This window comes from Candidatus Obscuribacterales bacterium (genome assembly GCA_036703605.1).
Lineage (GTDB): Bacteria > Cyanobacteriota > Cyanobacteriia > RECH01 > RECH01 > RECH01.
In genome coordinates this window covers 1-15,716 of record DATNRH010000146.1, presented here as the reverse complement: position 1 = coordinate 15,716, position 15,716 = coordinate 1, and the positions used below count along the sequence as shown (strand labels likewise).

At 54.3% G+C, this 15,716-nt stretch carries 15 protein-coding genes; 1 reads left to right on the top strand and 14 read right to left on the bottom strand.

Annotated elements, in window-relative coordinates:
* The 12 genes from psb29 to V6D20_02985 all read right to left on the bottom strand — a co-directional run.
* Positions 1 to 483, bottom strand: a 483-nt coding sequence (gene psb29 / locus V6D20_03040; GenBank protein ID HEY9814769.1) for a photosystem II biogenesis protein Psp29, incomplete at its 3' end; no start/stop codon positions are given.
* A gap of 199 nt (positions 484 to 682) precedes the next feature.
* The gene (locus tag V6D20_03035; protein HEY9814768.1) at positions 683 to 1,207 is read right to left on the bottom strand and encodes an STAS domain-containing protein; all 525 of its coding nucleotides are present in this window, start codon (positions 1,205 to 1,207) and stop codon (positions 683 to 685) included.
* Between the two features lie 178 nt (positions 1,208 to 1,385).
* Entirely contained in the window at positions 1,386 to 2,423 is a 1,038-nt protein-coding gene (hemF, locus tag V6D20_03030; GenBank protein HEY9814767.1) for an oxygen-dependent coproporphyrinogen oxidase, read from the bottom strand.
* A 248-nt stretch (positions 2,424 to 2,671) separates the two neighbouring features.
* Entirely contained in the window at positions 2,672 to 3,973 is a 1,302-nt protein-coding gene (locus V6D20_03025; GenBank protein ID HEY9814766.1) for a peptidoglycan-binding protein, read from the bottom strand.
* Between the two features lie 308 nt (positions 3,974 to 4,281).
* Entirely contained in the window at positions 4,282 to 4,971 is a 690-nt protein-coding gene (locus V6D20_03020) for a lecithin retinol acyltransferase family protein (GenBank protein HEY9814765.1), read from the bottom strand.
* 93 nt (positions 4,972 to 5,064) lie between these two features.
* Positions 5,065 to 6,489 carry an FHA domain-containing protein gene (locus tag V6D20_03015; GenBank protein ID HEY9814764.1) on the bottom strand — a complete coding sequence of 475 codons (1,425 nt, stop codon included), beginning with the start codon at positions 6,487 to 6,489 and terminating at the stop codon, positions 5,065 to 5,067.
* A 44-nt stretch (positions 6,490 to 6,533) separates the two neighbouring features.
* Entirely contained in the window at positions 6,534 to 7,325 is a 792-nt protein-coding gene (locus V6D20_03010) for an FHA domain-containing protein (protein ID HEY9814763.1), read from the bottom strand.
* Positions 7,326 to 7,624: 299 nt separating this feature from the next.
* A complete protein-coding gene (gene pgl / locus V6D20_03005; GenBank protein ID HEY9814762.1) occupies positions 7,625 to 8,353 on the bottom strand; it encodes a 6-phosphogluconolactonase in 729 nt (242 codons plus the stop codon).
* A 319-nt stretch (positions 8,354 to 8,672) separates the two neighbouring features.
* The gene (locus V6D20_03000) at positions 8,673 to 9,332 is read right to left on the bottom strand and encodes a WcaF family extracellular polysaccharide biosynthesis acetyltransferase (GenBank protein ID HEY9814761.1); all 660 of its coding nucleotides are present in this window, start codon (positions 9,330 to 9,332) and stop codon (positions 8,673 to 8,675) included.
* Positions 9,333 to 9,427: 95 nt separating this feature from the next.
* Positions 9,428 to 9,649 carry a DUF2283 domain-containing protein gene (locus V6D20_02995; protein HEY9814760.1) on the bottom strand — a complete coding sequence of 74 codons (222 nt, stop codon included), beginning with the start codon at positions 9,647 to 9,649 and terminating at the stop codon, positions 9,428 to 9,430.
* Positions 9,650 to 9,743: 94 nt separating this feature from the next.
* A complete protein-coding gene (gene recF, locus V6D20_02990) occupies positions 9,744 to 10,856 on the bottom strand; it encodes a DNA replication/repair protein RecF (protein ID HEY9814759.1) in 1,113 nt (370 codons plus the stop codon).
* A 13-nt stretch (positions 10,857 to 10,869) separates the two neighbouring features.
* On the bottom strand, positions 10,870 to 13,707 hold the full coding sequence (locus V6D20_02985) for a cation-translocating P-type ATPase (GenBank protein ID HEY9814758.1): 2,838 nt from the start codon (positions 13,705 to 13,707) through the stop codon (positions 10,870 to 10,872).
* Between the two features lie 267 nt (positions 13,708 to 13,974).
* Here V6D20_02985 and V6D20_02980 point away from each other — a divergent pair, with 267 nt between their 5' ends.
* Entirely contained in the window at positions 13,975 to 14,631 is a 657-nt protein-coding gene (locus V6D20_02980; protein ID HEY9814757.1) for a hypothetical protein, read from the top strand.
* A gap of 287 nt (positions 14,632 to 14,918) precedes the next feature.
* Here the strand turns inward: V6D20_02980 and V6D20_02975 are convergent, their stop codons facing one another.
* On the bottom strand, positions 14,919 to 15,308 hold the full coding sequence (locus V6D20_02975; protein HEY9814756.1) for a type II toxin-antitoxin system VapC family toxin: 390 nt from the start codon (positions 15,306 to 15,308) through the stop codon (positions 14,919 to 14,921).
* A 24-nt stretch (positions 15,309 to 15,332) separates the two neighbouring features.
* Entirely contained in the window at positions 15,333 to 15,572 is a 240-nt protein-coding gene (locus V6D20_02970) for a hypothetical protein (protein HEY9814755.1), read from the bottom strand.
* Positions 15,573 to 15,716: the final 144 nt, after the last annotated feature.

Here is a 15,716-nt window from a genome sequence, read left to right as displayed (position 1 = left end):
GGTCAATAATTCTGGATCGATGAACTCCAAGAGGCGATAGAGACCAATGGCAAACAGGCGGCTGTACTTAAATGACCCTGAAGCTGCGACACCTCGTAGGGTAGATACAGTTAAGCGATCGTCGCTGCTTTCCTCTGCCTTGAGGCTATCGATCAATCCTTCAATAGAAAACTGCGAGGCTTCTGCCTGAAGCTGCTCGGCGCTTTGGCGATAGGTTTGCGGATCAGACTCAATAGCCTGGCATAGGGCTGCAAACATAGATGTTTGGTCATGCTCTGGTTGATAGCCCTGCATGAAGCGATCAAAGGTGGTTACCGTTCCTAAGGCGTAAATGGCATCGTAGCGGAAATCGGCATTTACGGATAGTAAATGCATTTCAACCATCAACTCCTCGACAACACGGCGATAGATCGAGTTGATCGGGCGAGTGTGGAGCGTGTAAAAAGCACGCTTCGTATCAGAGACAGTGCGGACGTTATTCACAGTTCGACTCTACATCTAACGTAATCCCAACGTAACTCCATTGTCCCGTTTTGCGGGACGTTTGCCAAGCAACGCGCTGGAGGGTTTGATTTGTATGACTCTGGTTATAGGAGCAAGGGTGGGATTCAGACTTTTGGGATTGAAACACATTGACGTCCTAGTCAGACGTTCCATACTCCCATGTTGAAGCATCCCTGGCCTACTTCAAGTTGCTAGATGTGCGACTCAAGGCATCTTCTTCGGTTTCATAGATGTCAAACACAGAGTCCATCATCGTCACTTCAAAGACGAGTTTCGCTTCTGGATGAACGTTACATAGGCGAAAGCTGCCTTTGTTTTTATCTGCGTCGCGCATTCCAGCCACTAGGGATGTGAGCCCAGAACTATCAATAAAGTTAACCTGCCCCAAGTTGATCACAACATGGGGGCTGACGCTGGAAATACATTCTTGGAGTTTGAGGCGAAACTGCCAGGCGGTGGTGATGTCTAATCGTCCTGTTGGAGCCATCACAATCACCGTTCGGCCATCTTGGGTTTTGTGTTCTGTCTGCTCCATGGGAATGCTCAGCTTGCGTTGAGAGTAGGGTGCTAGGAAAGATGCTCTTGACCCGTAACGATCGCCCCTAGGAATGAGGTCTAGACAACGGGCGATCGCCCACGTGACGAGATCCCTATGATCGTCGAGTCTAAGGCGATTGATGACGGCCGATGCCTTATGAGACATCGTGTTCACCAGAAAACTAGCGACTAGAGCCGGTTCACATTACCCAGTAGCTTAACTCATTTTTGCACGATCCGAAGGATTCCGCCCAGGCCATGGGCAGGATGCCAAAGCCATACCTCCTCGTTTGAACAAGACGTTCAGTCCGCCGAGGGCGATCGCCCTCGGCACGGCGGTAGGCTTAGGACTGCCAGTTAACCCAGTCTTGGGGCTTCAAGAAAACATCGTAGAGTTCGGATTCTGGCGTGTTGGCTTCTGGTTTGTAGTCATACTCCCAGCGCACTAGGGGCGGTAGAGACATCAAAATAGACTCGGTGCGACCATTGGTTTGGAGACCGAAGATGGTGCCGCGATCGTAGACGAGGTTGAATTCTACGTAGCGCCCGCGACGGTAGAGCTGGAACTGCCGCTGGCGATCGCTGTATTCAGTATCCTGACGGCGTTCCACAATCGGCACATAGGCAGGCAAAAATGCATTGCCACAGTCTTGCACAAAGGCGAAGATCTGTTCCCAACTGCGCGGTTCAACGTCGCCGAGGTTGCGGCTATAGGCAGCAGCGGGGCCAGCGGGATCCGGGCCTTGATAGAGCTCTTGACGGCGGCCATCTTGGTAGTCAAAGAAAATGCCGCCGACGCCCCGAGTTTCGTTCCGATGCTTCAAGTAGAAATACTCATCGCACCACTGCTTAAAGGTTGGATAGTAGTCGGGATGGTGGCGATCGCAGGCTTGCTTAAGGGTTTGGTGCAGGTGGGTGGCATCTTCTGCAAAGGGGTAGTAGGGGGTAAGATCCAGACCACCGCCAAACCACCACACGGGCCCGGCTTCAAAGTAGCGATAGTTTAAATGCACCGTCGGCACGTAGGGATTGCGAGGATGCAGCACCATGGAGGTACCCGTGGCGTAGAATTTGTGACCCTTAGCTTCAGGACGCTGATTCAAAATGGAGGGTGGTAGGGTATTGCCCCAGACTTCCGAAAAGTTAACGCCGCCCTGTTCAAAGACTCGGCCCTCTCGAATCACCCGTGACCGGCCGCCACCGCCCTCTTCGCGCTCCCAAGAATCTTCTTGAAACGTGCTTTGGCCATCTAAGGCTTCAAGGCGCTGACAAATTTGATCCTGGAGCCCTTGGAGAAACTGGCGGATGCGATCGTGGGAGTCTGCCGGAGGTGCTGTTGTGATGGGATTGGCTGTAGACGGGTTAATTGGAGAATGTACCATCGTTATCAATAATGTCGAGTAAGGTCGAGATCGGTGCAGTATGGATATTGATTGGGTGTGGTCAATCCCTGTCATGCCAGCCAGCACTCGTCTCCTGGCATTCAAACCTAAACCAGAGCGATCGCGATTCCTGCTAGATATGCAGGGCGATGAGAGTGGGTGAAGGAACTACCACATGCCGCGATCTAGACTATCTTGATCTGGGACAGCTTGAGCAATCTGCTCACGAATGTTAATGGCGATCGCCCTTAGAACTGCCCTTGGAGAATATCAGACTCATTGAGATTGTACGCCCGTTGAGCTGCCTGGATAGCAGTGCGGGTCGCTGGGCCTAAGACTCCATCGATGGGCCCCGTATACAAGCCGCGATCGGCAAGTCGTCGCTGCAGTTCCAGCACGCTAAATCGTCCCACTGTGTCTGCGGCGGGAGCTGGGGTTGTGGGGGCTGGGGTTGTTGGGGCTGGGGTTACAGGTGGCGGCACACTAACAACCGGTGGGGTTGCCGGTGGCGTTGCCGGTGGCGTTGCCGGCGGGGTAGCGGCAACTTGGTCGAGCCGAGCGCGGGTTTGGGCCCCGGCTACCCCATCTGGCGTCAGGGCCTGAGACCGTTGAAAGGCCGTGACGGCATCCCGAGTACCGGGGCCGTAGATTCCGTCTAGTCCTCCCTGGTAAAACCCGAGAGACTGAAGCAGGGTTTGGAGGGTCAGCACTTCTGAGCCAGATTCACCAAATTCTAAAATCCCATCATCGGGATCGGGCACTCTGGCCGGTGGAGTGGTTGGAGCAGGTGTTGGGGCAGGTGTCGGAGTCGGCGCTGCGGCTGCTACAGCAGAGGAACTACGCAAGGCTGACTCTGTACCCGGGCCCACGATGCCGTCCACCGTTAGGTTATTACGGGATTGGAACGCTCGTAGCGCCGTGTCAGTGCCAGCACCAAAGTCTCCATCAATACTGCCTGTGTAGTAGCCCAACTCTGCTAGACGTTCCTGCAAAGCAACGACCTGTGCGCCGGTACTGCCGCGTCGGAGCAAGCCAGATGTGCTGGCTGGTGCAGTGGAGGCTGGAGCAACAGGAGTGCCAAATAGGGCTGTCTCCGTCGATGCACCGACAATGCCATCCGCAGGCAACCCAGAATCTGATTGAAACTGCCGTACCGCTGTTTCCGTGAGAGCGCCAAAAAAGCCTGTGATCGGGCCATCGTAGTAGCCTAGATCCTGGAGGGCGCGCTGGAGACGTTCTACAGGGGCTCCGGATGAACCTCGACGCAATACGAGGGCTTGGCTGATGAGGTTGGATGACCCTTGCGGCGTTACCTCATCCTGCAGCCTTAAAGTTGGAGCTTGGGCAAAGCCTGGTGCAGCATAGAGCCCAGACAAACCCAGCAACCCGATCCAGAACCCTAGGCGGCATCCCAGTCCTAAGCCTTGACGTGAATCCGGTTGTGAACGGTTGGAGAAGCGCTGGCAGGGTTGCCCTCGTCGTGCTGAGGACAGAAGCACCGGGGGTAAGCTGACTCTCGTTCCCAGTTGACGCACGTTGAAAATATCCATAGTAGCTACTGCAATACTTAAATCAAGGGACTGGAATCACTACAACAGCCTATCAGACGCCCAGAATCCTTTGGTTTTGCCAAGGGGACTAGGTCTGGTTACCATGAGGGGCGACGTGAACGATGCCGACGACAGCTACCCTCTACAGATGTCTCCTTGAGCCCATACTCCATGGATCGCCTCTCTAAAAATAGTCGAATTTCAAACAAATTGTTTACGTTTAGAACATCCGTAGCCTACTCTTGAACCCGGATTTTGACCCACCTGACTTTAAAATTCTTATTCCACTCTGGGGCGATCGCCTGGGACTACCGTGCCTGCACCTGCTGCAGCTTTTTCTGCAGGTCGCGCTGCAGGTCATCCAAGGTGCGCAGTTGGGCTTGGAGGTCAGGCAGTAGTTTCTTGCTAGCGACTTTACGTTCTAAGGCGGCACGGGCCACGGTCTCTTTGCCTTGGCGGAGGGCCAGTTGGGCCACCCGATGCCAGGTTTGCATGTCAGCGATCGCTCGATCATAGCGAGCTTGCAGGGGAGCCCGGGCGATGGCGACGTTATTCAAAGCTTGCTGAACCAAGGGTATGGCTTGTTCAGGGGTACTGACAGTGGCTTCTTCCACCAGTTGATGGGACTCCCTGGAACTAAAGCCAGCAAATCCTAACCCAAACTGGCGCAGTTGGGCACTGTCCCGTTGCCCTGTCTTACACCAAGTGGCAAAATGTTCGCAATTATTGGTCAACAGGTCGTACTGTTGCTCCCCGAGGCGGCTTTTAGCCCGTTCCACCACATCATCGGCAATAAATGAGGTTTGATAGCGTTTGATGTAGATGCGATCGCCGAGGGAAAACGAGGCCATGGACGTGTGGCTAATGATCGCGGGCTCCTGCTCCGGCTTGCGATAGTGAATAACACTGCCATCTCCGCAGTCAATACCGTGATGCTCATAGACCCCTTGCATTTTGCCCAAGGGACGCATGACATAAATCTGGTCGCCTTTAGCCATGGGTTAGTCCTATGGTAAACCTGGTTTTTGTCTCATTGGGTGATGAGAAATAGGTGGTGATGAGAGATCTGGGGGACTCCCGCCATAAGGGTCTTAAACAACCGGTAGTGCCCGCAGGTCGTTGGCCAAGTCATGGGCCGACTGATAGCGAGCATCGGGATTGGGATCGGTTAATTTATCTAGCACAGAGGCTAGTTCAGGATGGAGACCGGGTACTGCATCGGCATAGAAACGATAGCCCTGATCGCGATCGCCATAAAACGAGACCGGGTTATGTCCGGTCACCAAATAGGCTAGGCTGGGCCCTAGGGCATAGAGATCAACCGCTGGTGTAGCCCCCATATCAAGCTGCTCAGGAGCGGTGTAGGCAGTTCGCCCTGCAGGAATACTTTGCCCTAGAGCTAGGGTTTTGACCATGCCAAAATCAACGAGGGCAAGCTTGCCTTGGGGAGGTCGAATCAGGCTGCTGGGACGAATGCCCCGATGCAGGATCGGCGGCGTGAACTGATGGAGGTAGGACAGCACATCACAAACCTCTAGGATCCAAGCGATCGCTTGGGCAAGAGACACTGGCCCGTGGGAGCTAATGCATTGGGACAGCTTGTCGCCGGGCATCAGTTGCATCACGAGGTAGGGCTGAATGCCGATGGAAAAATAGTTGACCCAGCGGGGTAATTGGGGATGATCAAGCTGGTGAAGGATCTCGCCTTCATACTCCAAGGCAGCATTAGCCTTGACGTTGCCAATCCAATCAGCATTGAGGGTTTTGACTGCAAAATACTGTCCCTTCTGCCAGGCGAGATAGGTGATGCCCACATCACCCTGCCCTAGCACTTGGGTCATTTGATAGGTATCGACGGTGTGGATGACATGGGTAGGCTCTTCGGCTGACGTGGTGTTAGCGATACCGGGAGAAGGGATATCTGTGAGAGGATGCCTAAGACGCGTAGCCGCCACGGTAGACGCCGCCATAGGATCTTTTTCAAAACTTTGGATGACGGTGGGGGCATCCGGGGTGAGCTGTAGATGAGGCGGAACCGGGATGGTGCCTCGGCGCGATCGCCCTCGGATCCCCATTTCCTCGTCGTCGTCTACGGAGGATAGGTTCACCATGCCGCCGGTGGTCTCTCGGGTTTCAGCATCCGTTAGCTGATCGTCTAGGGGATCATCACCTAGGGGGCGATCGCTGGATACATCGGGGACGGTGTTAAGGGCCTCTGTCCCCATGCGAATTTGAATATTCGGCCCCGACCGCGCCAGCCGAATAATGGCCCCGTCTACAGCGGGCACCTGAGTAATGCGTTTGCCATCGAGGTACGTGCCATTCGTGCCTAGATTGACAATCTCCCAGTTATCGCCCGTGCGACGAAGTTCTACATGATGACGGGAAACCACAGCGCTGTACAGCACTACATGGTTGTCCGTAGAGCGGCCAATGCGAATCACCGACTCATTTTCAAAGGTCCAGATTTGAGCCGGGATTTGTTTAAGAGGTTGCAGGAGAAAAAGAGTAATCACACTGTCACGATGAACGCTAAACAGGGAAGAACGAATAGTGAATGCTAGGCAATTTGAAAGAGGAACGTCACTTGATCTCCTTTTCCAAGAGCAATGCGATCGCCCGGACGAAGCCGATGACGATTTCCGGCTGGGAGCGGCGTGTTGTTAATGTAAGTTCCATTGGAGCTCCCTACATCTTCAATGTAATGGACATCTCCCTCAATACGAATATCTGCATGAATCCGTGACACAATCTCCGAGTTGGGAAATCCGGCTACGTCAATATCCGGTGGCACTCGATCATTGGGCTTACCAATGTGAACCACGGTGAGCCCTGGGGGTAGCTCTAGGGTGGTGTTGGTTTGTACATGGAAGAGCCGAGCTGTTTGAACTTGGAGCTGGGTTGAACCGATGGCGGGTGCGTTGGCCGGTGTGGGACTAGGGGGCGGCGCGGGAGCCTCCACTGGGGGAGGGGCCGGAGTAGGGGCTGGCGTCTCTTCGCCGCTAGGCGTCATCGCTGGGCTAGACTCAGCGGCAATACCCAGACCTTCCACTAAGGGTTCTGGTTCTACAAGGGGTTCCAGATTCACCGGCGCAAAAGACATCTCATCAGGTGTACTGGGGGGATCAGGGAGTCCAAGTCCTGGCGTGATAGTTGGAGGGATGGCGGCCTCGTTGACCGGTGCTGTACCGGCCCGCAAGTCAAATCCACACTGTCCGCAAAAACTCGCATCAGCTTGAACAGATGCACCACAACTCGGACAGCTTGCCATCTCAGGCAGGGGCGTATAACAGGCCTCACACTGGACTGCGCCGTCAGGGTTTTGATGGTTACAGTTAGGACAAACAATCATGCAAGGTTCCTTTCCGTTACGATCTTGAAACGTCACGCTGTTCGGGGGTATCGCGCATGGGTGCTCCGAGTCTATGGACCTACGCTAACTTAGACGTGCTGCTCCAGGGTGCCCCCCGCATTAGGAACAAGGGGCGATCGCCACATTTCCTGAGCTGAGGACGCTTAACTATCCCGAATCTAGCAAATCTTAGTCTGAAACCGGAACAACTGGGCCAGTAAATTGTAAAAAACGTTCAGAACGACCGGGACATAGCGGCAACTTAGGGGTTGTTTTGCGTTTTCTAACAACCATAGACACTACAGCAACGCAGGGACGTCTTGGGCCGCTGCTGTGTCTAAGAGCCACCAAAGTTCGCCCTGGGGACGAATCAAACGAGCGGGATAGGCGGCATCATCGCCCGTGTCAGAGAAGATTTCGGTTAAGGCCGCTTGCTTGCTTGCACCTGTTACCAAAAAGAGGACTGTAGCGGCTTGATTGATGAAGGGAGCGGTGAAGGTAATCCGTGGCTGACCATCTTTGTTGCCCACGGTCACCAGGCGATCGCTCACGGTAAGCGCAGCGGTATGGGGAAACAGGGAGGCGGTATGACCATCGTCGCCTATGCCGAGCAAAATTACATCGAGGGATGGCATGGTGCCGGCTGGGGGTTGGAAGATATCTAGGAGTTGCTGATTATGATGCTGGGCAGCGATCGCTGGATCATCGGCATCCGTTGGCATCGGCACGATTTGCTCGGCGGGGATAGGCACATGGTTGAGCCAGGCTTGGCGGGCCATACCTTCGTTGCTGTCGGGATGGGTGGGCGGCACGTAGCGTTCGTCTCCCCAAAAGATCCAAATTTTGTCCCAGGGCAGCGACTGCTGGGCCAGGGCTTCATAGAGCGGCTTGGGCGTCCCGCCACCGGCTAGAGCGATGGTGAACCGTCCTCGCAGGGCGATCGCTGTCTGGGCCCGCTCTAGGATGAGTTGCAGTGCCGTTTGTATAATCGCGCCCTTATCAGGCAACACCTGAATGTGCTTATCCATGACCATGTCCTTCGAGTCAACCCTTGCAGACTAGCCCACATTCGTCCTAATGATGGAATCTCACCATTTTTTTTAGCTTCTAGTTGCAGGTCTGACGAAGCTCGCAGAGGGTCAAGTCGTTGGATTGCCGATGAAGCGAGAATCCCCGTATCTTTCGGGGAGTATCCAAACCTGAGGCGGCTGGTCTGGGTAGACCTTAGACGGTGCATTATGGCTTCGCTTCATATTCATAGCACTACGATTCAATCACTCACCCTAGACGGTGCGTTACGGCTTCGCCTAACAGCACCCTACGATTCATCACACAGCCTGAGTCTACCTAGTGAGCTTGGCCAGGGTTGTCCTGAGACTGCATGAGGCGGGGATGGTGGGGACGGCAGGGAGTACCCCAGCAAATCCATTGATTGGGTAACGAGCTGAGGACGGTGCTGCGAACGCCGACCACAGCATTTGCGCCAATAGTGACCCCGGCAGCGATGAAGCAATCGGTAGCCACCCATGCGCCGTTGCCGACCGTAATCGGCGCTGTTTGTAGATCAAACTGGGGCGATGCGACATCGTGACTGCCAGTGCATAGATAACTACGTTGGGAAATCACGCAGTGGCAGCCAATGTGGATAGGAGCCAGACTGTAGAGCACCACGTGGTCGCCAATCCAGCTATGGTCGCCGATGGCCACTCGCCAGGGAAAGGTAATTCGAGCGGTGGGGCGAATCACAACCCCTTGTCCTAGGCGGGCTCCGAACAATCGCAGCAGTGCTACTCGTAGACCATTGCAGGGATGGGGCGTCAAGGGAAAGGCGATCGCTTGCACGAGCCACCACAGCATCACCACCCAACTAGGTCGCCCCCGCTGAAAAGAACCGATGCGGTAGGTGGACAAATTAACGATGGAGGTAGCCTCGGGGTTCAGGACGGAAGGAACAGAAGGAGGTGGACAGGGCAAGGACTTGGATACAGGGTGAAACTCACGAGTCATAAAACAAGGCAGGCGATCGCCTACCATCGAACCTCAAGCCACCTTTCTCAGGTTGAGCATCCAAACCCGGAGACCTATTCTGCCTAGAATTCTGCCTAGAACCCTGACGAAGCCAGACCCAGACCCTCAATCACGACTTGCTGTAGGGTAGATTTGCCGCCAAACTGCTTGGTTGCTGCCAAAACCTCAATCCCGGCCAGTTGCCCATCCTCTGCATAGTCCACCGCGATCCCCTTTTCGAAATACTTGGTGATCACCGTCGTATCGATAAAGATGATACTCAACACATCCACCTCAGCATCGTAATGAATCTTCATACCATTTAGGGAATTCGGTAGGGCATGGTGCCCCGGTTGTTTCTAAGTACCATATCTTGATCTCGGTGCAATTTTTGACGGAGGCTAGACCTGTCTAGGTTTTAATACTGCCGGATTGCACGGTCAAGACATGGGACGATCGCAGCCACTGGGCATCGAAAGCACTGAGGTGGGTGGTGGTGATCAGAGTTTGAAAGCGATCTTGAATGGTCTCCAGCAGTTTGTTCTGACGGGTGAGATCTAGCTCTGCCAACACATCGTCTAGGAGCAACAGCGGCGGTTCACCGATCACCATTTCAATAAGTTTCAGTTCCGCTAGTTTAATCGATAGGACTAGAGTGCGCTGTTGTCCTTGGGAGCCATACTGGCGGGCTGGGGTGCGGTTGATGCGAAAGTCTACATCGTCTCGGTGAGGACCCACGAGGCTGGTGCCTTGGTGCTGTTCAGCGATCGCCCGCTGCTGGATTTGATCTAAAAAGGCTTGCTGAATGGCGGTGGGATCATCCTGGGCGAGGGAGACATTGGAGGCGTAGCGCATATCCAAGGTTTCGGTGCGATCGCTGATGGCGTGGTGCCACTGGGCGGCAATGGGCGCAATGCGTTGAATGGCCCGGGCCCGACGGCGGATGACATGGGTGCCGATGGTGGCCAACTGGCTGTCCCAAATGGCCAGTTGGGTTGGATCGGCAGCGAGACCGCCATGGACTTGGCGCAGCAGGGCATTGCGCTGACGGAGGGTGGCGTTATATTGCTGGAGCAGATGGGCGTAGATGGGTTCGAGCTGGGTGAGGAGCACATCTAGCCAATCGCGCCGTAGACCCGGCCCACCGCGCACCAGTTCTAGGTCTAAGCTGGAAAACTGGACGGCATTCATCACGCCCAGAAAATCAACCTGGCGGCGCAGGGGCTGGCCATTATGGCGCAGGGTGCGGCGACCGCTGCTGCGCACGAGAATAGATAGATCGACCGGGCCGGTGTCTCGATCGAGGGTGGCGGTGATGGAACCACTGGCTTGATCATCCTGCACCAAGTCCCGATCGCGGCTGGCTCGGTGCGATCGCAAGGTTGCCAGAAGTTCTACCGCCTCTAGTAGATTGGATTTTCCCTGGGCATTGTCGCCCACCAAGATAGTTTTGGGCGCTTGGAACATCACCGCTTGGTCGTGGTAGTTACGAAAATGGCGGAGGTGCAAAGATTTCAAATACATGAGCGATCGCCGATTAGCCCTTACCCGAGCGATACCATCGAATGAACAGTTTTTCGAGTTCAACCCAGACAAATAAGAGGGTGCTAAATCCGAAGCATATCGCTAGTTCCGTTGCATTCAACACTTGGGTGCCAAAAAATAGGCGCAGGGGTTCAACATAGATCAGCATCAGTTGCAGCACTGTCGTCACCAAGACAGCACCCCATACATACACATTGGAAAAGGGATTCATCTCAATGGTCAGACGAGAGCTAGACCGAACAGCGATCGCATGCCCCATTTGTGAAAGGCAGAGCATAGTAAACACCATGGTTTTCCATCGATCAGGATGCCCTTCGCGCATGGTGAAGTTAAAGGAAAAGACCATCAGCGTAATGGTAATGATGGCGAACACTACTCCAATGCGCAGCATGTAGCTGCCGAGACCCCGAGCAAAAATGTTCTCTTGGGGGTCGTGGGGTGGACGCTGCATCACATTCGGTTCGGCAGGCTCTACGGCCAGGGCCAGGGCCGGCAAGCCATCGGTGACAAGATTCATCCAAAGAATTTGTAGAGGAATCAGCGGCACACCGCCCCCAGGCACCAGGATGGGTGAGGCAGCGATCGTCAATACCTCGCCAATATTGGAGCCCAAGACGTACTTCACAAAGCGACGGATATTGGAATAGACTACTCGCCCCTCTTCCGTCGCCGCTACGATGCTGGCAAAGTTGTCATCCAGCAACACCATATCGCTAGCTTCTTTGCTGACATCTGTGCCAGTGATGCCCATGGCGATGCCGATATTGGCCTGCTTGAGCGCCGGGGCATCGTTAACACCATCGCCGGTCATCGCTACAATTTTGCCTTGACGCTGGAGGGCGCGAACAATCCGCAGCTTATGTTCGGGAGACACCCTGGCATAGACACTGACTCGCTTGACATGGGCTTCTAGCTCTTGGGTATCTAGATGTTCGAGTTCGCGCCCGGTCAATACCAAGGTACCCGGTTCGGCAATGCCTAAGTCCTCAGCGATCGCCCTGGCAGTCAGTTGATGATCGCCGGTAATCATAATCGGCCGAATACCCGCTTGCCGGCAGCGCTTCACCGCCTCCCGCACCTCCGGACGGGGCGCATCCAGCATCCCCACCAGACCAAGCCAGATTAAGGATTGTTCGGCAGCTTGCTCCGATCGCTCTGGCGGTATGTCGTCTAGAGGGCGATAGGCAAACCCCAACACCCGCAGCCCTCGGCCGGCTAGTTGATTATTTTGATCGAGGATATGCTGCCGTAGCTCTGCTGTGAGCGGCTGAGGGCGATCGCCTAGCTGCACCTGAGCACATTGGTCCAGAACGAGTTCTGGTGATCCCTTACAGAATAAAACCGAGGAGCAATCGGTATTCAGCATCGTGGATAGATGGGGAACATCCCGGTTGCCATAACGCCCCTGGGTGGGCACCACAACGCTCATGCGTTTCCGCTCGGAGGTGAACGGAAATTCTACTTGGCGGGGAAACTGTTCCGTCCATGTAGATTGTTCAAACTGGATCTTGCCCGCTAGGGTGAGCAGGGCTCCTTCTGTCGGATCGCCCAAAATACTCCAGACCCCGCTCTGTTTTTGCAGGATCGCATCATTGCACAGCACACAGGCAGCCATCAGGGCTTGGAGGGCTGGGAAATCCTGGGGAGCGATCGCCCTATCCCCCTCTCGGCATTCCCCGATGGGTTCATACCCCTCGCCGGTGACGGTGAGTTCGATGGAGCCCGACTCCCCCATCAATTCCACTTGCTGCACCACCATTTTGTTTTGGGTGAGGGTGCCGGTTTTATCCGAACAGATGGTGGTTACAGAACCCAAGGTTTCCACGGCGGGTAGTTTACGAATGAGGGCATGGCGTTTCACCATCCGCTGGGTGCCGAGGGCGAGGGTGACGGTAATCACGGCGGGCAGCCCCTCTGGGACGACGGCTACAGCCATACTCAGAGATACTTCTAGCAGATCTTCAAACGCATCCCGCCCGGCATAGAGCACCCCGCCTATGACGACGATCGCTACGAGAACCAAGGAGCTACCCACCAACACATTACCGAGCTGGGTCATGCGCAGTTGCAGCGGTGTGGGATCCGCCTCCACATCCTGCAGCATGGTGGCAATGCGTCCTAGCTCCGTTTTCATCCCGGTGCTGGTGATCAACACAGTGCCACGACCGTTGATCACTTCTGTGCCCTGAAAGACCATATTGGTGCGATCGCCCAGGGAGGCTTCTGCATCTAGCGGCTGGGTGGTTTGCTTCATCACCGCTTCCGCTTCTCCCGTGAGCGACGACTCCCGCACTTGGAGATTGCTCGCCTCCAGCAACAGCCCATCGGCTGAAATCTGTCGTCCGGCGTCGAGCAGCATGATGTCTCCCGGCACCAGATACTTCGCCTCTACGTCACTCACCTTGCCATCTCGCAAAACTCGTACGGTGGGCGCTGATAATTGCTTGAGGGCGGCCAGGGCCTTTTCTGCACGACTCTCTTGCAGGTAGCCCAGAATGCCATTGAGGACGACGATCAGGAAAATAGCGATCGCATCCTTAGGAAAGTTGTCATTGCGAATATCTAAAATGGCAGAGACGACGGCCACCGCCATCAACATCAACAGCATGATGTTGGTGAACTGATCCAGCAAAATTCTGAAGGTGCTGCGCCCACCCCGTTCTTCTAACTCATTAAGCCCATAGACCTTCTGCCGCGCTTTTACTTCAGCATGAGTTAGTCCTTGATAGCGATCACTTTCTAAGCGTGCAAGTGCGTGCTCCAGATCCAGCGTGTGCCAGGCAGGGGTTGCATGAGAGCCTGGGTTCGTAGATGCAAAATCTGGTGTCATAACGTCAACCTACGGTGCGATCGCCTACAGCCATAGATCATAGTGCCTTAAAAACTGCTTCGGCACTACCTTAGGATAGGCTTTGCTACAAAATTGGCGTTTCTGCTGGTGACTGTGCAACGTTTTTTGAAGATCAGGTTTTTGATGGAGACATGAGGTGAAACGTCATAGGTTTTGATGCTGGAGCGAAAACAAGCGATCGTCCCCAATTCTCGCTAGGATAGTTCGACCTGTCTCGCGATGACAGCTTTGAGGAGGATGATCGGTATGAAATTCAAGTCAGCTACGCTTTGGTTGGTGGCGATCGCTGTAATCTTAGGCGCGGGGGTAGTCATGCTAGAAACCCAGCGATCGCCCGAGTCAGCGTCCCAGGCAGAGGGTGTGGAACCTCTATTTACCTTTGAAGAACAGGACATTCAAGCCTTCACCCTCACCACCCAACTGCGCACCCTGCGGTTTGAGCGCGATGATCAGGGGCGGTGGCAAATGCTGGAGCCGGAGCAGATGCCGGCCAATGATGCCTCGATTGCCTTTTTACTCAACCTGCTGGTGTCAGGGGAAAGCGATCGCACCCTATCGGTGCCGGCGGCGGATTGGGAGGTGTTTAGTTTTCATCAACCGCTGGCGGTAATTAACCTGACGGTTGAGGGTGAGGAAGAGGAGCGATCGCTGACGGTGGGAGGCTATGATTTCAACCGCAGCGCCCTCTATGCCCATCGCGATCTACCAGACAATGCCCCCGAGGGGCTGGAGACGCTAGATGTTTTGCTGGTGACGCCGAGTTTTGAAGATGCGGTCAGCCGTCCGTTGGATGATTGGAAGCAGCTTGAGGAGCAGGGGAGCGATCCGGAGTCGGGTGAACCAACGGATGATCCGGTGCTGGATGATGCTACCGAGCCAGAGATTCCTGAAGGCGAGAATTAATTCTAAGCTGGAGATAACCATGGGCGATCGCCCTTGAGCCGTGAGATAGATCGCGCCCTCAGGAGCAGGCGTCACAGTTGCATGAGTTATGTTGCGCGGTTGAGAACCATGTTGTGCTCAAGCAAGTATTGCAGAAGTTGTCTAACGTCGAAGTTGTGCGGCGGCAGATATTCTTGAGCGTCTACCGATAACCTCTGTACAGTCCGCACCAACGCAGTGCTACCCTGCGCCGCTTCCGAGTTTTCTCTTCGTTGGAACTAAGACATCCTAGGTCAAATCTTGTATTTTCAAAGCAACCAATTATCTAACTTCAAGGCAGGCACACGCTCAAATTCACGGGTATTTGCTGTAACAAGAGTCAGGTCAAGAGCTAGGGAATGAGCAGCAATCAGTAAATCATTCGGACCAATCGGGGTTCCTGCCTGCTCCAAATTTGCACGAGTTGAAGCATAGTGCTCATCTACAGGTGATTCCAACGGCAAAACTGTCAAAACTTCAAGGATGCGTTCTAGTTGCTGTGCTAAACGGGAGGAACCACTCTTAACCACTCCAAACCGTAGTTCACATGCCACAATGATGCTAGTACAAACGCTATCTTCCCCGACATCTACAATATGCTGGAAGATTTGACCTTGAGGATGTCTGACCAAATCTGACAGGATGTTGGTATCAAGCAGGTACTAATAAGTCATTGGGTGGCACTAAAATGTGATGTCATCAAGGGGGAGTAGCCCCTTATCCATATCAGGGAAATCATCCGTAATGTCTTGCAACGTAGTCAGCAACGAAAGTAGCGAGTTAGAAGGAATGAGTTCAATGATTAATCGATGACCTTCTTTGCGTAACAAAACCTCTGTACCCGATAGGGCGAGTTCATGGGGAATGGTTAGGACTTGATCTTGTCCACTGGTTAGTAAAGAAACATGACGCGAGTTTTGCATAAGTAGGGCTTGCTGAAAAAAGAGCAACAAACTGTAAGGCAGATGCTCAAACAGGATCGCCCTCTGCTAAAGTGCAAAGAGATCCATCGAAAAGCCGTAAAACCCTTGCACCCATCCGTGCCATGTATCGTCGTTCTAACCCCG